The sequence below is a fragment of the Ancylobacter dichloromethanicus genome (genome assembly GCF_018390645.1).
GTDB classification, from domain to species: domain Bacteria; phylum Pseudomonadota; class Alphaproteobacteria; order Rhizobiales; family Xanthobacteraceae; genus Ancylobacter; species Ancylobacter dichloromethanicus.
The window spans coordinates 1-21015 of record NZ_JAHBGC010000063.1; the positions used below are offsets into that span (position 1 = coordinate 1).

General features: G+C 68.3%; 18 protein-coding genes. 10 read left to right on the plus strand and 8 right to left on the minus strand.

The features are described 5' to 3' along the window. The first annotated feature begins 149 nt into the window (after positions 1–149). The 3 genes from KHC23_RS23515 to KHC23_RS24730 all read left to right on the plus strand — a co-directional run bounded on the left by KHC23_RS23515 (position 150) and on the right by KHC23_RS24730 (position 1826). Positions 150–1142, plus strand: a complete 993-nt coding sequence (locus KHC23_RS23515) for a tyrosine recombinase XerC (protein WP_213376143.1) — start codon at positions 150–152, stop codon at positions 1140–1142. Positions 1143–1155: 13 nt separating this feature from the next. Continuing rightward, on the plus strand, positions 1156–1590 hold the full coding sequence (locus KHC23_RS23520) for a VOC family protein (RefSeq protein WP_213376144.1): 435 nt from the start codon (positions 1156–1158) through the stop codon (positions 1588–1590). A 113-nt stretch (positions 1591–1703) separates the two neighbouring features. Continuing rightward, the gene (locus KHC23_RS24730) at positions 1704–1826 is read left to right on the plus strand and encodes a hypothetical protein (RefSeq protein WP_271188714.1); all 123 of its coding nucleotides are present in this window, start codon (positions 1704–1706) and stop codon (positions 1824–1826) included. 86 nt (positions 1827–1912) lie between these two features. Here the strand turns inward: KHC23_RS24730 and lpdA are convergent, their stop codons facing one another. The 6 genes from lpdA to zapE all read right to left on the minus strand — a co-directional run bounded on the left by lpdA (position 1913) and on the right by zapE (position 11154). After that, positions 1913–3313, minus strand: coding sequence for a dihydrolipoyl dehydrogenase (gene lpdA / locus KHC23_RS23525; RefSeq protein WP_213376145.1), 1401 nt, complete (start codon positions 3311–3313; stop codon positions 1913–1915). A 63-nt stretch (positions 3314–3376) separates the two neighbouring features. Beyond that, positions 3377–4624 (minus strand): 2-oxoglutarate dehydrogenase complex dihydrolipoyllysine-residue succinyltransferase, encoded by a 1248-nt coding sequence (gene odhB / locus KHC23_RS23530; protein WP_213376146.1) that lies wholly within the window; start codon positions 4622–4624, stop codon positions 3377–3379. A gap of 66 nt (positions 4625–4690) precedes the next feature. Continuing rightward, entirely contained in the window at positions 4691–7672 is a 2982-nt protein-coding gene (locus KHC23_RS23535; RefSeq protein ID WP_213376147.1) for a 2-oxoglutarate dehydrogenase E1 component, read from the minus strand. Positions 7673–7999: 327 nt separating this feature from the next. Then, positions 8000–8965: a malate dehydrogenase gene (gene mdh / locus KHC23_RS23540; RefSeq protein WP_213376148.1), complete on the minus strand. Its 966-nt coding sequence runs from the start codon at positions 8963–8965 to the stop codon at positions 8000–8002. A 177-nt stretch (positions 8966–9142) separates the two neighbouring features. Beyond that, on the minus strand, positions 9143–9865 hold the full coding sequence (locus KHC23_RS23545) for a DUF1003 domain-containing protein (RefSeq protein ID WP_213376149.1): 723 nt from the start codon (positions 9863–9865) through the stop codon (positions 9143–9145). Between the two features lie 68 nt (positions 9866–9933). Then, complete coding sequence (gene zapE / locus KHC23_RS23550; protein WP_213376150.1) at positions 9934–11154, minus strand: cell division protein ZapE; 1221 nt, start codon at positions 11152–11154, stop codon at positions 9934–9936. A gap of 234 nt (positions 11155–11388) precedes the next feature. On the opposite strand from zapE, the gene KHC23_RS23555 reads away from it, so the two are divergent. The 5 genes from KHC23_RS23555 to KHC23_RS23575 all read left to right on the plus strand — a co-directional run bounded on the left by KHC23_RS23555 (position 11389) and on the right by KHC23_RS23575 (position 17141). Continuing rightward, positions 11389–12264, plus strand: coding sequence for a trypsin-like peptidase domain-containing protein (locus KHC23_RS23555; protein ID WP_213376151.1), 876 nt, complete (start codon positions 11389–11391; stop codon positions 12262–12264). A 138-nt stretch (positions 12265–12402) separates the two neighbouring features. Next, on the plus strand, positions 12403–12789 hold the full coding sequence (locus KHC23_RS23560) for a hypothetical protein (RefSeq protein ID WP_213376152.1): 387 nt from the start codon (positions 12403–12405) through the stop codon (positions 12787–12789). Positions 12790–13010: 221 nt separating this feature from the next. Continuing rightward, a complete protein-coding gene (locus KHC23_RS23565; protein ID WP_213376153.1) occupies positions 13011–13661 on the plus strand; it encodes a GNAT family N-acetyltransferase in 651 nt (216 codons plus the stop codon). 118 nt (positions 13662–13779) lie between these two features. Beyond that, on the plus strand, positions 13780–16302 hold the full coding sequence (locus tag KHC23_RS23570; RefSeq protein WP_213376154.1) for a DUF3772 domain-containing protein: 2523 nt from the start codon (positions 13780–13782) through the stop codon (positions 16300–16302). Positions 16303–16496: 194 nt separating this feature from the next. Further along, positions 16497–17141, plus strand: coding sequence for a CAP domain-containing protein (locus KHC23_RS23575; protein ID WP_213376155.1), 645 nt, complete (start codon positions 16497–16499; stop codon positions 17139–17141). A gap of 20 nt (positions 17142–17161) precedes the next feature. On the opposite strand, the gene KHC23_RS23580 is transcribed toward KHC23_RS23575, so the two are convergent. Both KHC23_RS23580 and KHC23_RS23585 read right to left on the minus strand, forming a co-directional pair. Continuing rightward, positions 17162–18289, minus strand: a complete 1128-nt coding sequence (locus KHC23_RS23580; RefSeq protein WP_213376156.1) for a CobW family GTP-binding protein — start codon at positions 18287–18289, stop codon at positions 17162–17164. Positions 18290–18355: 66 nt separating this feature from the next. Further along, complete coding sequence (locus tag KHC23_RS23585; protein WP_213376166.1) at positions 18356–19678, minus strand: D-alanyl-D-alanine carboxypeptidase family protein; 1323 nt, start codon at positions 19676–19678, stop codon at positions 18356–18358. A gap of 226 nt (positions 19679–19904) precedes the next feature. Here KHC23_RS23585 and hisE point away from each other — a divergent pair, with 226 nt between their 5' ends. Continuing rightward, the gene (hisE, locus tag KHC23_RS23590) at positions 19905–20342 is read left to right on the plus strand and encodes a phosphoribosyl-ATP diphosphatase (protein ID WP_213376157.1); all 438 of its coding nucleotides are present in this window, start codon (positions 19905–19907) and stop codon (positions 20340–20342) included. 45 nt (positions 20343–20387) lie between these two features. Beyond that, positions 20388–20969 carry a YqaA family protein gene (locus KHC23_RS23595; RefSeq protein WP_213376158.1) on the plus strand — a complete coding sequence of 194 codons (582 nt, stop codon included), beginning with the start codon at positions 20388–20390 and terminating at the stop codon, positions 20967–20969. Positions 20970–21015 lie beyond the last annotated feature (46 nt).

A 21015-nucleotide genomic window follows, 5' to 3' on the forward strand; every position in this document is an offset into this window, starting at 1 on the left:
GCCGGTGCATGGCGGGATGAGAGGAGCACGATATGTCGATCGCCACGGATGTGGACTATAGTGCGTCGCATTCTATACTGGGCGGCCGTCCGCGATGACGAATCTTAACCGCGAGCCGGCAGGATCGCCCCCGATCTGGAGGAAACGCCATGGCAAGCACCGATTTGCAGAAGGCGATCCGCGCGGAGCGCGGGCTGCTGGCCGGGGCGGCGCCGGATGTCGGCGCGGCGCTGGCGGGCTGGCTGGCCCGTCTCGGCCATGAGCGCCGGCTGGCCGCGAAGACCCGCGAGGCCTATGCCCGCGACGTGGCGACCTTTCTCGGCGTGCTGGCCGGTCCGCTCGGCCGTCCGCCGACGCTGGCCGACCTCGCCGCGCTGCAGCCGCGCGACGTGCGGGCGGTGATCGCGGCGCGCCGGGCCGAGGGCATCGAGGCGCGCACGCTGATGCGCTTCCTCGCCGCCGCCCGCTCCTTTGCCCGCCACCTGGAGCGCGAGGGGCTGGGCAAGGTGGGGGCGCTCACCGCTGTGCGCGGACCGCGCATTACGCGCACCTTGCCGCGGCCGCTGGCGCCGGCCGATGCGCGGGCGCTGGCCGATCCCGCCACCCGCGCGGGAGAGGCGCGCGAGCCCTGGATCCTCGCCCGCGACGCGGCGGTGCTGGCGCTGCTCTACGGCTCCGGCCTGCGCATCTCCGAGGCGCTGGGGCTGATGCGCCGCGACATGCCCGAGCCGGGACGCGGCGACCAGATATTGGTCCATGGCAAGGGCGGCAAGACCCGCATGGTGCCGGTGCTGGCGTCGGTGATCGAGGGCATCGACGCCTATGCCCGCGCCTGCCCCTATGAACTGGAGCCGACCGGGGCGCTGTTCCGCGGCGCCAAGGGCGGACCGCTCTCGCCGCGTGTCGTGCAACTGGCAGTGGAGCGGATGCGCGGCGCGCTCGGTCTGCCGGACAGCGCGACGCCGCACGCGCTGCGCCACTCCTTCGCCACCCATCTGCTGGGGCGCGGCGGCGATCTGCGCTCGATCCAGGAACTGCTCGGCCATGCCTCGCTTTCCACCACGCAGATCTATGCCGCCGTCGACACCGCGACGCTGATGGCGGCGTGGAAATCCGCGCATCCGCGCGCCACCGGCAAATGAGAAGGGCAAGCCGATGACGCAAATCCCGCCGATGATCGAGCACATGTCGATCGGGGTGAGCGACTATGCGCGGGCGCTCGCCTTCTATGACGCGGTGCTGGCGCCGCTCGGTTTCGTGCGCGTCTCCTCCCATGCCGAGCCGGAGGGCGAATCCGCCTGCTGGGGGCCGGAAGGGGAGATGCCCTCGCCGGAGGGCACGCCCGGCGCGGCGCCATTCTGGATCCAGCACCGGGTCGACGCGATCACGCCGCCGCCGGGCTTTCACCTGTGCTTCATGGCGCCGACCCGGCGGGCGGTGGAAGCGTTCCATGCCGCCGGGCTGGCGACGGGCGGGCGCGATGCCGGCGGCCCGGGTCTGCGCCCGCATTACGGCGAGGGGTATTATGCGGCCTTCCTGTTCGACCCCGATGGCTGGAAGATCGAGGCGGTGACGTACACGGATGCGTGAACGGGCGGCGAAATGGGCGCTTGCGGTATCTCGAAACCGGTGTAGGGGTTTTCACCTAGGGGAAGGTAGGTGACACTCGTCATATTGGACCCCGAAACAGAGGAGACCATTCGATGAAGCGTCTCGTGACCGCTCTGTGCGCGCTTGCCTTTACCACGGCCGTGGCCGGAACCGCCTTCGCCGACTGTCCGGCGCATGCGGCGAAGCAGACCAAGACCGAGGTCAAGGGTTCCTGACCGGCCCAACTCTCCCCCTTGACGCAGAACGGCCCGGAAGGTGACTTCCGGGCCGATTTTTTGTGACCGGGAAAAACCGGGCAGGCTCACATGTGGATGGCGCGCTTTTCCACCGCCATCGCCGCTTCCTTCACCGCCTCGGAACGGGTGGGGTGGGCGTGGCAGGTGCGGGCGAGGTCTTCCGACGAGCCGCCGAACTCCATCAGCACCGCGCATTCGTGGATCATCTCGCCGGCCTCGGCGCCGATGATGTGGGCGCCGAGCACCCGGTCGGTGGTCTCATCCGCGAGGATCTTCACGAAGCCGTCGGTCTCGTCATTGGCCTTGGCGCGGCCATTGGCGAGGAAGGGGAACTTGCCGACCTTGTAGGCGATGCCGGCCTGCTTCAGCTCCTCCTCGGTCTTGCCGACCGAAGCGACCTCCGGGAAGGTGTAGACCACCGCCGGGATGACGTCGTAATTCACATGGCCGGCCTGGCCGGCGAGCAGCTCGGCCAGCGCCACGCCCTCGTCCTCGGCCTTGTGGGCCAGCATCGGGCCGGCGATGGCGTCGCCGATGGCGAAGATGCCGGGCACGTTGGTGCGGTAGTAATGGTCGGTGACGACGCGGCCGCGCCGGTCGGTCTCGACGCCCAGCGCCTCCAGCCCGAGCCCTTCCGTATAGGCCACGCGGCCGATGGCGACCAGCACCACATCGGCCTCCACCGTCTGCGCCTCGCCCCCGGCGGCGGGTTCGACCGAGACCTTGAGCGTCTGGCCCGAGGCATCGACACCGGTGACCTTGGCGCCGAGCCGGAACGCGACGCCCTGCTTTTCCAGAATGCGCTGGAACGACTTCGCTACCTCATTGTCCATGCCCGGCAGGATGCGGTCGAGATATTCCACCACGGTGACCTCGGACCCGAGGCGCCGCCACACGCTGCCGAGTTCCAGCCCGATGACGCCGGCGCCGACCACCAGCAGCTTGCCCGGCACCTTCTCCAGCGCGATGCCCCCGGTGGAGGAGACGATGCGCGTCTCGTCGATCTCGATGCCGGGGAGCTTGGCCACATCCGAGCCGGTGGCGATGACGATGGCGGTGGCCTCAAGAGTCTGCTGCGAGCCGTCGGCCATGGCGACATCGATCTTGCCGGGCGCGGGGATGCTGGCCGTGCCGTGGAAGGTGTCGATCTTGTTCTTCTTCATCAGGAAGGCGACGCCCTTGGTGTTGCCTTCCACCGCCTGGTCCTTGAAGCCGAGCAGGGCCGCGTGGTCGAGCGTGGGCGTGTCGACCTTGATGCCCATCTTGGCGAAGCTGTGCCCGGCTTCCTCGAAGCGGTGCGAGGCGTGCAGCAGCGCCTTGGAGGGGATGCAGCCGATGTTGAGGCAGGTGCCGCCGAAGGTGGCGCGCTTCTCGACCACCGCGACCTTGAGCCCGAGCTGGGCGGCGCGGATGGCGCACACATAGCCGCCGGGGCCGGTGCCGATGACGACAAGATCGTAGGACATGATGCTACCCGTTGAGGAGCGGCCGACCCCTGCCGGCCGCCCTTGAGGAAAAGTGCCGGCCTGTCAAAGATCCAGAACGAGGCGGGTCGGGTCTTCGAGGGCTTCCTTGACGCGGACGAGGAAGGTCACCGCGCCCTTGCCGTCGACGATGCGGTGGTCGTAGCTCAGCGCCAGATACATCATCGGGCGGGCGACGATCTGCCCCTTCACCACGACCGGGCGCTCCTCGATGCGGTGCATGCCGAGAATGCCGGACTGCGGCGCGTTGAGGATCGGTGTCGACATCAGCGAGCCGTAGATGCCGCCATTGGTGATGGTGAAGGTGCCGCCCTGCATGTCCTCGATGCCGAGCTTGCCGTCGCGCGCCTTGCGGCCGAGGCCGGAGATGGTCTTCTCGATCTCGGCGATCGACATCCGGTCGGCGTCGCGCACCACCGGCACGACCAGACCCTTGTCGGTGCCGACGGCGATGCCGACATGGTAGTAATTCTTGTACACGAGGTCGGTGCCGTCGATCTCGGCGTTCACCTCGGGCACATCCTTGAGGGCCTGGATCACCGCCTTGGTGAAGAAGCCCATGAAGCCCAGCTTCACGCCGTGCTTCTTCTCGAACACGTCCTTGTACTGGGCGCGCAGACCCATCACCGCCGACATGTCGACATCGTTGAAGGTGGTGAGCATGGCCGCGCTGTTCTGCGCGTCCTTCAGCCGCCGGGCGATGGTCTGGCGCAGCTTGGTCATCTTCACGCGCTCTTCGCGCGAGGCATCATCCGGCGCCGAGGGGGCGCGGGCGGCCGCCGGGGCGGGTGTCGGCGTCGCCGCCGGGCCGCCGGTGGCGATGGCGGCGAGCATGTCGCCCTTGGTCACGCGGGCGTCCTTGCCGGAGCCCGCGAGCAGGGCCGGGTTGATGCCGCTCTCGGCCGCCAGCTTGGCGACGGCGGGGCCATTGGCGCCGGCCGCGGCTTTGGCCGCCTCCGGCTTCGGCGCGTCGACCCTGGGAGCATCGGCCGTGGCTACGTTGGCCTTGGGTGCCTCGGCCTTGGCGGGAGCGGGCGCCGCCTTCGCCGCGCCGGCGCCTTCGCCGATCGAGCCGAGCAGCGCGCCGACGCCGACGGTCTCGCCATCCGCGGCGATGATCTCGGAGAGCACGCCGGCCGCCGGCGCAGGCACCTCGATCGTGACCTTGTCGGTCTCCAGTTCGACAATCGGCTCGTCGGCGGCGACGGCATCGCCGGCCTTCTTGAACCACTTGCCGATGGTCGCCTCGGTGACCGATTCGCCCAGCGTCGGAACGCGGATCTCGGTGGCCATGCTCGTTCTTCCTCACCGTTTGCCGGCCGGGCGGCCGTCACTTGATTGCTCGGTTCTTGCGGATGCTCAGCCCAGGGCGTCCTGCAGAAACGCCTTGAGCTGCGCGAGATGCTTGGACATCAACCCTGTCGCCGTGGCGGCGGAGGCGGGGCGGCCGGTATAGCGCGGCCGCGCCGAGGCCGAGCCGGCCTGTTCCAGCACCCATTCCAGATAAGGCTGCACGAAGGCCCAGCCGCCCTGGTTCTTCGGCTCTTCCTGGCACCAGACGATCTCGGCCTGCTTGAAGCGGCCGATCTCCTGCGCCAGCGTCTTGAGCGGGAACGGGAACAACTGCTCGACGCGCATCAGATAGATGTCGTCGATGCCGCGGCGCTCGCGCTCCTCATAGAGGTCGTAATAGACCTTGCCCGAGGACAGCACGACGCGGCGAATCTCGTTGTCCGGCTTCAGCTTCACCGCCTCCGCCGGCCGTGCGGCAGCGAAATTGCCGTCGGCATCGTCCCACAGCACGCGATGGAAGGTGGTCTGCGGCCCGAACTCGGCCAGGGTCGAGACGGCGCGCTTGTGGCGCAGCAGGCTCTTCGGCGTCATCAGGATCAGCGGCTTGCGGAAGTCGCGCTTGAGCTGGCGGCGCAGGGCGTGGAAATAGTTTGCCGGCGTCGTCAGGTTCGCGACCTGCATGTTGTCCTCGGCGCACATCTGCAGGTAGCGCTCGAGGCGGGCGGAGGAATGCTCCGGCCCCTGGCCCTCATAGCCATGCGGCAGCAGGCAGACGAGGCCCGACATGCGCAGCCATTTGCGCTCGCCGGACGACAGGAACTGGTCGAACACCACCTGCGCGCCATTGGCGAAATCGCCGAACTGGGCTTCCCACATGGTCAGCGCGTTGGGCTCGGAGAGCGAATAGCCATACTCGAAGCCGAGCACGGCCTCTTCCGAGAGCATCGAGTTGATGACCTCGTAATGGGCCTGGCCGGCGCGCACATGGTTGAACGGGGTGTGGCGCTCCTCGGTCTCCTGGTCGATCAGCACCGAATGGCGCTGCGAGAAGGTGCCGCGCTCGCTGTCCTGGCCGGACAGGCGGACCGGGTGGCCGTCGAGCAGCAGCGAGGTGAAGGCGAGCGCCTCCGCCGTCGACCAGTCGATGCCGGCACCGTCCTCCAGGATCGCCTTGCGGCGTGCGTCGAGGAAGCGCTGGATGGTGCGGTGGACGTGGAAGCCCTCCGGCACGGTGGTGATCCGCTCGCCGATCGCGCGCAATTCGTCGAAATCGACGCCGGTGACACCCCGGCGGGGGTCGTCCTCGGTGGCGGCGGCCTTCAAGCCGGCCCAGCGGCCGTCAAGCCAGTCGGCCTTGTTCGGCTTGTAGGCCTGACCGGCCTCATGCTCGATATCGAGATTGGCGCGCCACTCGGCACGCATGCCGTCGATCTCGCCGGGCGCGATCACCCCTTCCGCCTCGAGCTTGCGCGAATACAGCTCCAGCGTCGTCGGATGCTGCTTGATGAGCTTGTACATCAAGGGCTGGGTGAACGCCGGCTCGTCGCCTTCATTGTGGCCGAAGCGACGGTAGCAGAACATGTCCACCACCACCGGCTTGCGGAAGCGCTGGCGGAATTCGGTCGCGATCTTGGCGGCGAAGGTCACCGCCTCGGGGTCGTCGCCGTTCACATGGAAGATCGGCGCCTCGATGGTCTTCGCCACATCGGAAGGATAGGGCGAGGAGCGCGAGAAGCGCGGATAGGTGGTGAAGCCGATCTGGTTATTGATGATGAAGTGGATCGAGCCGCCGGTGCGGTGTCCCTTCAGGCCGGACAGGCCGAGGCATTCGGCCACCACGCCCTGGCCGGCGAAGGCGGCGTCGCCATGCAGCAGCAACGGAAGCACCTGGGTGCGCTCGGTGTCGCGCAGCAGGTCCTGCTTGGCGCGCGATTTGCCGAGCACCACCGGATCGACGATCTCCAGATGCGACGGGTTGGCGGTCAGCGACAGATGCACCTGGTTGCCGTCGAACTCGCGGTCCGAGGAGGCGCCGAGATGATACTTGACGTCGCCCGAGCCCTCGACCTCGTCGGGGGCCCAGGAGCCGCCCTTGAACTCGTGGAACAGCGCGCGGTGCGGCTTGCCCATCACCTGGGTCAGCACGTTGAGGCGGCCGCGATGGGCCATGCCCAGCACGATCTCCTTCACGCCGAGATTGCCGCCGCGCTTGATGATCTGTTCCAGCGCCGGGATCAGGCTCTCGGCGCCGTCGAGGCCGAAGCGCTTGGTACCGGTGTAGCGGACGTCGAGGAACTTCTCGAAGCCCTCGGCCTCCACCAGCTTGTTGAGGATGGCGCGCTTGCCCTCGCGGGTGAAGGTGATCTCCTTGTCCGGCCCCTCGATGCGCTCCTGGATCCACGCCTTCTCCTCGGGCGAGGAGATGTGCATGAACTCGACGCCGAGCGTCGCGCAATAGGTGCGCTGGAGAATGGCGACCATCTGGCGGACGGTGGCGAACTCCATGCCCAGCACGTGGTCGATGAAGATCGGCCGGTCGAGGTCGGCCTCGCGGAAGCCGTAGGAGGCGGGGTCGAGTTCGGGCGCGGCGCGGACCGGCTCAAGACCCAGCGGGTCGAGCTTGGCGTGGAGGTGGCCGCGCATGCGGTAGGCGCGGATCATCATCAGCGCCTTGACGGAATCGCGCGTGGCCTGCTGAACCTCGGTGGCGGAGAGTTCGACGCCGGCCTTCTGCGCCTTCTCGGCCGCCTTGGCCTCGACCTTGCGGCCGACCGCCTTCTCGACCTCGATCCAGTGGCCGTCCATGGCCGAGACCAGTTCGCCATTGGCGTGGATCGGCCAGCCCTGCTTCTTCCAGGAGGCGCCGCGGGCGCTCTTCTCGACATCGGCCGGGGCGTCCTTCAGCCCGGCGAAGAAGGCCTGCCACTCGGCGTCCACCGAATTCGGGTCGGCCTCAAATCGGGCATAGAGGTCCTCGATCCAGGCCGCATTGGCTCCGTAGAGGAAGGAGGTATTGAGAAAGGTCTCGTTCACGTCCGCGCGCGACATCGTCGGCTCCTGGGGGACCGTCGGGGTCCAGTGGCAGTGCTCTCTCGCCGAAGATCGCCAGAGGCCGGCACCCCGGGCTCACCGCGGTGCCCCGCAGGGCGGGGCGAAAGTCGGGTAGGCACTATATAGTTCTCGTATTCACCTGGGGAATGCCGCAGGAATGCGGCACTGGAATGCGAAATCGCATTCCATAGGTATAAGCAATATCGGCACCAGCCTGTGGCGCGCCAGCGGCGGGAGTTCCCCGCCGCGCATTATCGGCCCGGGGGCCGTTCACGTCCTCGCGACAGCGGCGCCCTGGCGCCGCGCCCGAGGCCGTGGCGAGGTTCACGCGCCGAGATCGGGGGCGATCTTCTGGCACTCGCCGACCAATTCCCTAACGGAAGCGACCGACTTGTCGAGCATGGCGCGCTCATTGGCATCGAGTTCGATCTCGACGATCCGCTCGACGCCGCCGGCGCCGATGATCACCGGCACGCCGAGATAGAGTTCGTCCACGCCGTACTGGCCGGTGAGATAGGCCGCGGCCGGCAGCAGGCGCTTCTTGTCTCTGAGATAGGAGGTCGCCATCTCGATCGCCGAGGCGGCCGGGGCGTAGAAGGCCGAGCCGGTCTTCAGCAGGTTGACGATCTCGCCGCCGCCCTTGCGGGTGCGGTCGACGATGGCGTCCACCTTGTCCTGCGAGGTCCAGCCCATCTTGACGAGGTCCGGCAGCGGGATGCCGGCGACGCCGGAATAGCGCACCAGCGGCACCATGTCGTCGCCATGGCCGCCGAGCACGAAGGCGGTGACGTCCTCGACCGACACATCGAACTCGTCGGCGAGGAAGTAGCGGAAGCGGGCGGAATCGAGCACGCCCGCCATGCCGACCACCTTGTGGGTGGGCAGGCCGGACGCCTTCTGCAGCGCCCACACCATGGCGTCGAGCGGGTTGGTGACGCAGATGACGAAGGCGTCGGGGGCGAACTGGGCGATGCCGGCGCCGACCTGTTCCATCACCTTGAGGTTGATGCCGAGAAGATCGGAGCGGCTCATGCCGGGCTTGCGCGGCACGCCGGCGGTGACGATCACCACATCCGCGCCCTCGATCGCCTCATAGCCATTGGCGCCGACAAAGGCGACGTCGAAGCCGAGGACCGGCGACGCTTCGGCGATGTCGAGGCTCTTGCCCTGCGGGATACCTTCCGCCACGTCGAAAAGGACGACGTCGCCGAGTTCCTTGAGGCCGGCGAGAAGGGCGAGAGTGCCGCCAATCTGGCCAGCCCCGATCAGTGCAATCTTTGCGCGAGCCATGAGATTTCCTGACTTTCCGAGGGGAGGGTGCGGCGCTCCGCCGCGCGGGGTTCCGATAGACCTTATCTTCGTGGGGTTCAAGCGAGTAAGGCCATCGAGGTAAACAGCTCAGAGTACAACTTTTGGACAAAGTACTGGTATACGAAATACCTGATGGCCGTGGGCATCTGCCATGATCTAGCGTCGACGGCCGGCGAGATCTTCCATCAACTCAATCTGGATGGCCTGGATTTCGGCGAGACGTTCCCATTGCCGGGTCAGCATGTGGTCGATCTTCTCGTGCAGGTGGCGGATTTCCAGCTCGGCCTTGAGATTGACGCGGTAGTCGTTCTCCGAGCGTTGCCGGTCTTTCTCCTCCTGTCGTTTCTGGCTCATCATGATGACGGGCGCTTGAAGGGCGGCGACACAGGACAGCACCAGGTTCAGCAGGATGAACGGATAGGGGTCGAAGGCCCCCATCAGCCCCGCCACGTTGACCGCCATCCAGAGATTGATGAACACGACGAAGGAGATGATGAAGGTCCAGCTGCCGCCGAAGGCGGCGATGACGTCGGCGGCGCGCTGGCCGAACGAGCGCGCGCCCTCGATTTCCGCCTCGACATTCTCGGTGAGTATGTCGTTCGCGGCGAGGCTTTCGATCACCTCGTGGTCGAGCCGGGAAAGGTCGCCGCGCTCGGCCCGCAGCGTCTCCGCGATATAGGCGGCGCGTTCCTTGCCCAGTGCCTTGCGGGAGATATAGGCGTCGGGCGCGATGTCGGGGTGTAGCGCCCTGATGTGATCGGCCATGGCGGGCCGCAGCATGTCGAGGCGAACGCCGTCGCGCGCGCAGACCACCTGCCCGGTGAGGGCGCAGGTGTGCTGCGCCGGCGGTTCGTGCGGCTGGCGGGTGCGGTGGGTCATCGGCGGGTGTCCGTGAACGCGACGGCGTTGCGACATCGGATGGAGCGGGGCGCCATTCAACCCTCCGGTCAGGTTTCCACGAGGCCGGTGGTGTTTCCGCTGGCCTGCGAATCGCCGCGCCCGTGCGGGCGCGCAATATAGTCGTCGGAGCGCATCTCATGCAGCCGCGAGACGGTGCGCGCCCATTCGAACGCTTCCGCGCCCTCGGTGCCGAGATAGAGTTGCTCGGGCTCGGCGGGGGCCGAGGCGACCACCTTCACGCCCTTCTCGTACAGTTCGTCGATCAGCGTGATGAAGCGTTTGGCTTCGTTGCGCCGGTCCTGGTCGAGGCGGGGAATGTGGTCGATGACGAGGGTGTGGTAGGCGCGCGCCAGACGCAGATAGTCGGAAGCGCCAAGCGGCGCGCCGCACAGATCCTCGAAGGTAAAGCGTGCCGCGCCGCCCCCCGCGCGCGGCACCGCAATGGTGCGCCCGCCGGAGGCGAGGCTGGCGGGGGCGCCGCCGTCGACGCCGGCGATGCGGTGCCAGACCTTGTCCATCTCGCGGTCGATGTCGGCCATGGTCTCGTGCGCGGCCGGCACGTACCAGGTGCGCGCGCCGCCCAGCTTCTCCATGCGGTAGTCGGTCGGCGACTCGATCCGCACCACTTCCATATGCTGCTCGATCATGGCGATGAACGGCAGGAACAGCGCCCGGTTGAGGCCGCCCTCATAGAGGTCGTCGGGCGCGACGTTGGAGGTGGCGACGATGACCACGCCAAGATCGAACAGCTTCTCGAACAGCCGGCCGAGGATCATCGCATCGGCGATGTCGGTGACGTGGAACTCGTCGAAGCACAGCAGCCACGCTTCCTCGTAGAGCGCGGCGGCGACCGGGGCGATCGGGTCGCCATCCTTCATCCGGCCCTGCTTCATGTCGGTGCGCACCTGGAAGATGCGGGCGTGGACGTCGGCCATGAACTCGTGGAAATGCGCCCGGCGCTTGCGCTTGCGGACCGCGACGCTCTCATAGAACAGGTCGACCAGCATGGTCTTGCCGCGGCCGACGGCGCCGTGGATGTAGAGACCGCGGACCTTCGGAATGCTGTCCTCGCGGCGGGCGAACAGCCAGCCGAGGGCGGAGGACTTGCGGGCGAGGCGGCGGGAGGCGATGCGCTGTTCGAGACTCGCCAGCGCACTGACCACGCGCGCCTGGCCCGGGTCCGGCATGATGTCGCCGGCCGCCATGCGGGCGACATACCGTGCGGCGAGCACCGACCCGCCCGCTTCCGCCGCCACCGATTCCACCATATTGGGGCACCCCGCAATGTTGCAGCGCACGCTTAACGTCACGGGACCGTGGCGGCAAGCTCTACGGCGTGCCGGGCGAAAAATCGGCGATGGGTGGGGCCTGCCGGCCTGCGGATTTCGCATGGCAGATAAGCGGGAACCGGACGGCGTGCCACGGCGTTATCGGCTTCTGGCCTTGACGCCGTCCCTGTCGCGCCCCCACACTCGCAATCATGTGAGCGAGGCGAGACCGGGATGCGGATGCTGCGCGTGATCAACGACGGGAAGGCGCTGGCGCTGGGCTTCGCGCTCCTGACGGCGTTCTTGCAGGCCACCGTGCCGGCTGGCGCGATCGAACGCAAGAGTTCAGCCTCCGCCGCCCTGCCGTCCTCGGCTATCATCATCGATCGGGACGACCGGCTGAGCCGGGACGACTATTCCCGCTTTGCCGGCCTTTCATCCACCGCGATGGCCTCGCGCTTCGGCGCCACCGGCGTGGTCCGCTGCGGTTCGGCGGTGGGCACCGGCCAACTGGTCGGCGCCGCCAATGTGCTGGTGACAGCGGCGCATGTGCTGTTCGCGCCCGGGGGCCATCCGCGCGGGCGCGGCGCAAGCTGCACTTTCGAGATGCTGACCGCCGGCGGCAGGCAGAAGATCCCGGTCGATGTCGACAAGGTGGTCTGCGGCGCCCGCGAACCCTATGGCCAGCCGGCGGTGAAGGACTGGGCGGTGGTGCCGCTCGTCAGCCCGGCCAAGGGGGTCAAGCCCTATATGCCGGGCACGATGCGGGTGCCGGGCGACATCGTGCTGGCGGCGGCGGCGCGCAGCGGCGGACAGGAGAACTACACGCTGCAGCTTTGCCACGCGCGCAAGGTGACGGCGACGGCGTCGAGCGGCCTGCGCGAGGTGGCGATCGACTGCGACGCCGAGGGTGGCGTTTCCGGCGCGGCCATCCTGTCGCCCGAAGGCGCCTTTCTCGGTGTCTATGTCGGCTTTCGCTCCGCTCATCCGGGCAAGGTCGGCCCGTTCTCGATGAGCCACTATAATTTCGGCCTCTCCGCCGACGGCGCCCTGCGCGAGGCGATCTCCGAGGTCGCGACGCGCAGCCGGACGCTGAGCGCCAGCCGCTAGCATCTCATCATTCGGCCACCGGCCGGATGAACTCGCCTGAGGCCGGCGCCACGCGCAGGCAGGCGCGCCTATCGCGCCGCACCGCCTCGCCGCACCGGAACGTGCCGGACAGCCCTCGCCCCATCGGAGACTGACGACATGAAGAGCGCCGTTCTCGCGACCGTCTCCCTGTTCCTCGCGGCGCCGGCGCTCGCCGCCGACCCGGTCTCGCTCCTCGGCAGCTGGAAGGGGGAGGAGGCCGGCGTGGGGGCCAAGGACGGGTGGGACCGACACGAGCTTCTCCTGGAGGTCCGCGAGCAGCAGGGCGTGGCGTTCAAGGCGATGAAGTCGTATGGCGCCCCCGGTGCCTATGACACGAGCGAGGTTTACGGCAGCATGACCCCGGATGGACGTGTCGTCGTGATTGTCGATGTCGACGGCGTCTTCGCCGGCTCGCTCGCCGGCCCCGATGTGCTCGACCTCTGCTATACCGAGACGGGTGAGGACGCCTCGGCCAAGTGCAGCCGCCTGGTCCGGCAGAAATAGGCCGGGGCTTGATACCGGCCCTCGCGGCGACGTGCTCCGCCGCCGGGCTTCGGGGCGTCCGCTACGCGGGCCATTGGCGCGGCGGCCGTTGCCGCGTAAAGTGATCATGGCTCGCCAGCATCGCATGCGAGCCATGCAGAAGCCGGAGTTGTGTCGTTGTGCGGTGCGCATATTTGTGTTGCGCCGCAACAACCGTCCGCGGTCCCGTCGAGGCCGAATCCATGACACCGTCCGCAGCCGCCGTTTCTCCCGCCCATGGCGTCAACCCGGCGCCGCAGCATCCGGCGAATGAGCGCCTTTCCGGGCACATCCGCAAGCTGGTGCCGGCGGAGCGTGATGCGGTGCTGCAGCATCTTCTCCGTCTCGATCCGCTGAGCCGTTTCATGCGTTTCGGCGGCGTGGTCTCCGACAATGCGCTGGCCCGGCACGCGGCGCGGGTCGTCTCTACCCAGGCCCACGCCATCGGCTATTTCGTCGAGGGCGAATTGCGGGCGGTGGCGGAGTTGCATCCGCTGGGCAAGCGCCCCGGCAAGCCGGCAGCGGCCGAGGCGGCGTTCAGCGTCGAGCGCCCCTGGCAGGGCAAGGGCATCGGTTCGGCCCTGATGCGCCATCTGGTGCTGCTGGCGCAGAATCGCGGCATTGAGGAGCTGCAGGTCGTGTTCCTGCCCAATAACGGGCCGATGCGGAACCTGGCCGTTCACCACGCCGCCGACCTCAAGCTCGACGACGAGGAAATGGTCGGGCGGATGCGCGCCCCGCGCGCCACGGTGTTCTCGCGGACCCGCGAATTCCTCGGCGACATCTTCTCCCTCTTCTCCTCCGCGTTCGATCTGCAGGAACGGCTGTTGCCGCCGCATCTGCGCGGCAACTGACGGCGATCGCCCGGTGCGGCGCGGCGCTTTGACCGCGCCGGCGCCTTCTGACGCCTTGACTTGGCCTTGATCGGGACTGAGACAGGACGGCCTTCCGGTTCCAATCCGTCCCAGTGCGATGCATCTCAGCCAGAGCCTTTCTGTCTCCGCCATCGGCGTCGCCCGCCTCGGCGCCCCGCGACTTGGCCCGGCCCGTTTTCTGATCGCGGCGCTGGTTGCGCTGGCCCTGTTGCTCGGCGCCAGCGCCGGCTTCGCGCAGATTCCGCTCGAACAGCAGCAGGTGCAGGAGAAGCTGGAGGGCCAGCGCGCCATCGTCGACGGGGTAGAGGCGGCTCTCGGACGCGACGGCCTGCGCTCCACCGATCTCGACGAATTGCGCAACCGGCTCGATCCGGTGCGCACCGATCTCGCCGCCGGCATCGCCCTGCTGGAGCCGCTGCTGGCGAATTTCAATCACCGGGTCAAGGAGATCGGCCCCAAGCCGGCGGCGGACGCGACGCCGGAGGATGGCTCGATCGCCTCCGAGCGCGATGCGCTGACCGCGCGCGCGACCGAACTCGACGGCGTGCTCAAGCAGGCCAAGCTGCTGAAGGTGCGCGCCGACCAGCTCTCGGACCGCATCACCAGCCGGCGCCGGGCGCTGTTCACCGACAGGCTGCTGGCGCGCTCCTACAGCGTGCTCGACCCCTCGCTCTGGCTGCAGGCGGCAGCGGCGGTGCCGGGCGAACTGCGCGGCATCGGCTACCTGCTGAACGACTGGGCTGCCTATGCCAGTGCCCGCATGCCGCCGCTCGGCCAGATCGCCGTCGCCTTCGGCGCACTGGCGATCATCGGCCTGATCTTTCTGGTGCGCGGCGTGCTCGCAAGGCCGTTGCACCGCGATGAGCTTGGCGCGGAGGGCGAGCCGCTTTCGCGGCTGCGGGCCTGCGGGCTCTCCGCCCTCGTCGCCCTGCTGCGGATGGTGGCGGCGCCGGCGGCCGCCGCCGCGGTGATGGCGCTGCTGAACGGCTTCGATCTGCTGCCGCCCCGCGTCAACGAGATCGCCGACGGGATTCTCCTCGCCATCCTCATCCTCGCCGTCGGCAGGGGCCTGCTGGATGGCGCGCTGGCGCCCGGCGAACCGCAGCGCCGGGTGATTCCACTCTCCGAGGCCATAGTCCGGCTGATCTACGGCCATGTGACAATCGGATTATGGGTACTGAGTGTCGCGGCGATGCTCGGTGCCGTGCACCGCGCCCTGGTGGCTCCGGTGCCGCTCTCGGTGGCGACCAGCGCCACGATGTCGCTCTGCCTCGTGGTGCTGGCGACCCGCAGCATGCGGGCGCTCAACGCGCTCTCCGGCGACGGCGATGAGGATGCCGGCGAGGCAAGGCTCCAGGACGGCAAGGCCGACGGGGGGAAATCCCCTGACGGCAAGGACGGCTTCACGGCGGGCCTGCTGAACTGGATCACGTTCCCCTTCTGGGTGTTCGACCTCACCATCGTCGGTGCGCTGATCGCCGGCTATGTGACCTTCGCGACCTTCCTGGCCTCGCGCTCGCTCATCGCGGTGGTCATGGCCGGCGCGCTCTATCTCGTCGTGGCGCTGATCAATTCGGTGTTCATCGACGCCCTCGCCACCGGGCCACGGGCGCGCCACGTGGCCAAGACGCTCGGCGTGCGCCCGGCGAGCCTCGAACTTCTCGCCGTGCTGGCGGCCGGGCTGCTGAAGGTGGTGGCGATCATCGGCATCGTCGTCCTGGTGGTCGGCACCTTCGGCACCTCCACCTCGGACCTCGCCGATCTCGCAAGCCGGGTGACCCTCGGCTTCACCATCGGCAGCTCGACGATCTCCATCGGCGACATACTGAGCGCGCTGCTGTTCCTGGTGGTCGGCATCGTCATCGCCCGGGCGATCCAGCGCTGGTTCGCGGTGGCGATCCTGCCGAAGACCGCTTTCGACCAGGGCCTGCAGAACTCCATTGCCACCATCATCGGCTATATCGGCTCGATCACCGTGATCGCGATGGCGATGAGCCAGCTCGGGTTGAACCTCGAAAACATCGCGCTGGTTGCCGGTGCCTTGTCGGTGGGTATCGGCTTCGGCCTGCAGTCCATCGTGTCGAATTTCGTCTCGGGGCTCATCCTGCTGGCCGAACGTCCCATCCGGGTGGGCGACACCATCGCGGTGAAGGGCGAGGAGGGCTATGTGCGCCGCATCAGCGTGCGCGCCACCGAGATCGAGACTTTCGACCGCGCGGCGGTGCTGATTCCCAATTCCGACCTCATCACCGGCATGGTGAAGAACTTCACCCACGCCAACACTACCGGGCGGGTGATCGTGGCGGTGAACGTCTCCTATGACGCCGATGCCGACGAGGTGCGCGACCTGCTGATCGGCTGCGCCTGCGACCATCCGCAGGTGCTGCGCTCGCCGCCGCCGCGGGTGTTCCTGATGGCGTTCGGCGACAGCTACCTGAAATTCGAGCTGCGGTGTGTGGTGGCGAATGTCGATTATGCGCTCACGGTGAAGAGCGACCTGCATTTCGCCGTGCTCGACCGGCTGAAGGCGGCGAGGATCGGCATTCCCTATACGCCGTGGAGCATCTATCGCGGCGGGCGGATCGGCGAAGACCCGCCGGCCGGTGACGGCGACAGCTAGCGCCGAGGTGGCGGGCGATCGCCCGACCGCTCCGCAATCTGACGGGATAACGCGTTCTTCATCGCCCGCTTAGAGGTTGGTTTACCAATCAGGGCGGATTCAATCGGGTCGGGCTCCGGCCGACCCGCCGGCTCGCGTGACGTGCCTTTGCTGACGTGCCCTTTCCCTTTCCGCTCCTCCTTGAGATGCCTCGCATGTCCTCCTTCCTGCTGAAGCGCCTCGCCGGTCTGCTGCTGGTGCCCCTGTTGCTGGGAGGCTGCGCCGCCGGTCCGGCCTCGGTGCCGGTGGACGAGACCTTCTATGCCAACATCGCCAAGGGTGGCACGCTGGACCCGCAGGCAGCGGCCTCGCTGATCAGCGACTACCGGCGCGGGCGCGGCCTGCCGGCGGTGACCATCGACCCGGTGCTGATGAACGTGGCCGAGCGGCAGGCCAAGGCCATGGCCGCCGCCGACAAGCTCTCGCACAACATTGGCGGGCGGGGCCTCACCACGCGGCTGAAGGCGGCGGGGTTCGGCGGGCTCAAGGCGGCGGAGAATGTCGGCGCCGGCTACCACACGCTGGCCGAGGCGTTCTCCGGCTGGCGGGATTCGCCCTCGCACAACAAGAACATGCTGATGCCGGGCGCGACCCGGCTCGGCATCGCCGCGGTGCGGGCGCCGCGCAGCAAGTACAGCGTCTACTGGGCGATGGTGATCGCGGTGCCGGACCCCAAGGTCGAAGCTGCCGAGGCGGCTGCCGCCGCCGCTGCAACTTCCACTGCCGGAACTGCTGCCACCTCACAGGCTGCAGGCAGCACGCAGGTGCTGCTTAATGGCGCGCCGCTGCCGGCTCGATAGGCCGCAACCCGCGCCCCGGCTCAGCGCCGCAGCGTCGCCGGCGCCAGCGGGTTGTCGGTCATGGCGATGCGGTCCGGCGTGTCGACCGCCGGCAGCCCCATGAAGGCGTCGAACAGCCGGCGGATCACCGCCGGCTCGACATCGCGCACGATCATCACCAGCCTTGTGCGCCGGTCGTCGTCGGGCCAGGCGGGAAGCTGGCTGGGCGGGTGCAGCACGTGCTGGACGCCGTGCAGCACGAGGGGATGCTCGGGGTCCTCGGCCAGCTTCACGATGCCCTTGAGCCGCAGCAGCTTGGCCCCATGGGTGCCGCGCACCAGCTCCAGGAACATGTCGATGGCGGCGGCGGAGACCGGGGCGTCGGTCGCCACGGTGAAGGCGCGGATGCGCTCGTCATGGCGGTTCTCGTCATGCGCATGCGCGCGCGACGCCTCTTCCGCCGCCGACACCGCCTCATCGGCGAGCCAGCGCGACACGTCGGGAATCTTGGTCGCGGGATCGTAAAGCCCGGCGCCGAGCAGCGCCTGCGGCGTCGCCTCACCCTTCGCCGCGTCGAGCACCGGCGCGCCGGGCGCGAGGCGGGCGAGGCGCTGGCGCAGCGCGGCGAGGCCGGATTCGCGCGCCGGCGTGTCGACCAGATCGGTCTTGGTGAGCACGATGCGGTCGGAAATCGCCGCCTGCCGCACCGATTCAGGGTGCGCGTCGAGTGTGCCGAGGCCGTTCACCGCGTCGACCACGGTGACCACGCCGTCGAGCCGGAAGCGCATCACCAGATAGGGATGCATCATCAGCACGTGCAGGATCGGCGCCGGGTCGGCGAGGCCGGTGGTCTCGATCGCCACGCGGCGGAAGGGCGGTATGGCGCCATTGTCCATGCGCCGCAGAAGCTGCTCCAGCCCCTCCGCCAGATCGCCGCGAATGGTGCAGCACAGGCAGCCGGAGGCGAGCAGCACGGTGGCGTCGTCGAAATGCTGGACCAGGAGATGGTCGAGGCCGATCTCGCCGAATTCGTTGATCAGCACGGCGGTGTCGGCCATGCCGGGCTGCTGCAGCAGGGCGTTCAGCAGCGTCGTCTTGCCGGCACCGAGAAAGCCGGTGAGCAGGGTTACCGGAATGGGTTCCGGCGGGAGGCGGGGCGCCTCGCTCATGAGCGACATCCTGTTCGGCGCGGCACGCCGGCGCCGCGTCGATGCGCGGCGGCCGCGCGGGGCGGGCTATTGCGGCGGGGGCGGGACGGCGAGATTGGCCGGCGCGGCCGCTGGCCTCGCGGCCGGCTTGGGTTTCGGCTTCGGGGCCGCGCCGGGCTTGGGCGCGGGGCGGCTCGGCTCCACGACCGCCGTGGTCTGGCCCTTCTTCGAGGCGGGCTTCTTTGCGGCAGCCTTCTTCTTCTTCTCCGGTGGCGGCGGATAGGCGGCGGCGAGCGCCTCGGCGCTCGGGAACGGGCCCACCCAGACCTCGACCGGCGGCATGGAGGGCGGCAGCTTCTGCAGCAGGCTGGCGCCGGTGACGTTGTCGCCGAGCTGAGGCATGCCGGCGGCGACATAGCCGGTGGGCGCCGGGCCGCTGTCGTCATCGGCCTCGGAGGCGGTGTTCTTGCGCTTGCCGCCGCAGACCTGCGCGCGCATGTCGGTGGGCGGGCCGGTCTCGTTGCGCAGCGATTCCACGGTCGGGGCGATGGAGCCGAAGATGTTGCCCGATTGCTGGAAGCCGCGCTCCAGCAGCAGCGCGGCCTCTTCGGTGCGGGCCTTGCCGGAATCGGTGCCGAGCACGACGGCGAGCAGATGGCGGTTGCCGCGCGTGGCGCTGGCCACCAGGTTGAAGCCGGAGGCGCAGATGAAGCCGGTCTTCATGCCGTCGGCGCCGGGATAGCGGTCGATCAGCTTGTTGTAGCTGCGGATCACCGCCGGGCCGACCTTGATGGCGGGAATGCGGAACAGGTCTGCCTGTTCCGGGAAATTGAGGAAGATGGCGCGGGCGAGGATGGCGAGGTCGCGCGCGGTGGAGACCTGCCCCGGGTCCGGCAGGCCGTTCGGATTGACGTAATGCGTGCCGGTCATGCCGAGTTCGCGCGCGGTGGCGTTCATCTCCTCGATGAAGGCCGGCAGGGTGCCGCCGACGCCTTCGGCGATGACGACGGCCATGTCGTTGGCCGACTTCACCAGCATCATCTTCAACGCATTGTCGATCGTAACCTGGGTGCCGGGCTTGAAGCCCATCTTGGAGGGCTTCTGCGCCGCCGCATTGGCCGAGACGGTGATCAGCGTCTCCGGGGTCAGCCGGCCGGCGCGCAGCGCCTTGAAGGTGACATAAGCCGTCATCAGCTTGGTGATGGAGGCGGGATACCAGGGTTTGGTCGCGTCCTCCGCCAGCAGCACCTTGCCGCTGTCGACCTCGATCACCAGCGAGGGCGTGGCGTGCGCCGCCAGAGGCATTACGAGCAGGGGGCCAAGGAGCGCGGCGCCGGCAAGGCCAGCCGCCATCAGGCGGATGGCCCGAAGGCGGACGGCGCGGCGGGGGCGGAACAGGGAAAGGTTCAGCACGCTTCCGGTATCCGTTTCAAGGGAGGGCCGGCGGCGCGCGAGACAAAGTCGGCCGGCCTGAAAAGGCATTGCGTCCTCTCCATAACCTGATCCCGGCAGCGGCGCAAAAGGCAAAGCCGGGCGGCCGATCACAGCGACGCCAGCCGGATGCGTTTCTGCCGCGAAGCCTTCACGCAAATGGCTCTAGAATCAAGCCTTGAGGATTTGTCATGAGTGATTCGGCATGAGCGATTCGATCCGCCGCCTGTATGCCGCCGTGGTCGCGACGCGGGAGGGCAGCAACCCTTCGCCGCGCACGCAGAAGCTTTTCCGCAAGGGGCGGGCGGCGATGGCCAAGAAAGTCGCCGAGGAGGCGGTCGAGGTGGCGCTGGACAGCGTGGTCGGCGACCGGGCCGCCACGGTGCGCGAGAGCGCCGACCTGATCTACAATCTCGTCGTGCTGTGGGCCGAACTCGGCATCGAGCCCGACGACGTCTGGGCGGAGATGCGCCGGCGCGAGAAGATGCTCGGCATGGCCGAGAAAGTTCCCAAGCGCCGGACAGCGGCCGGCAAGGCTCTGCCGATATTCGAGGGGGCGGACGGTGGTCCGCTGCTGTGGGAAATCGCCGAGGGTGCCGCCAAGGGCGGGAGCGCCCCCCACATGCCGCGCCGGCGTTCCTGACCCCCGCCTTTTCCCGACGATTCCTCCGTTTCCGCAAGGCCCTTCATGCTGCGCCGTCTCTATCAATGGGTGATCGATCTCGCCGAGCGGCCTTCCGCGCCCTGGGCGCTGGCCGGCGTGTCGTTTGCCGAAAGCTCGTTCTTTCCGGTGCCGCCGGATGTGATGCTGGTGCCGATGTGCCTCGCCCGGCCCAAGCTCGCCTGGTGGTACGCCAGCCTGTGTACCCTGGCCTCGGTGATCGGCGGGCTGGCGGGCTATGCCATCGGCGCGCTGCTCTACGATTCGCTCGGCCAGTTCCTGATCCAGCTCTATGGCTATGGCGCCAAGGTCGATGCCTTCACCCAAGCCTATCAGCGCTACGGCCACTGGATCATCCTGATCAAGGGGCTGACGCCGATCCCCTACAAGGTGGTCACCATCACCTCGGGCTTCGCCCATTACAGCCTGTTCTGGTTCGTCGTGCTCTCGGTCGTCACCCGGGGGCTGCGCTTCTTCATGGTGGCGGGGCTGCTGTACTGGATCGGGCCCGCGGCGCGCGTCTTCATCGAGGAGCGGCTCGGGCTGGTGACGGCGGCGTTCGCCGTGGTGCTGGTCGGCGGGTTCGCGGCGACGCTCTATCTGTTCTGACATCCATCCAGACGCCATCCCCGACGGCCGATCCGGAATGGCGGGC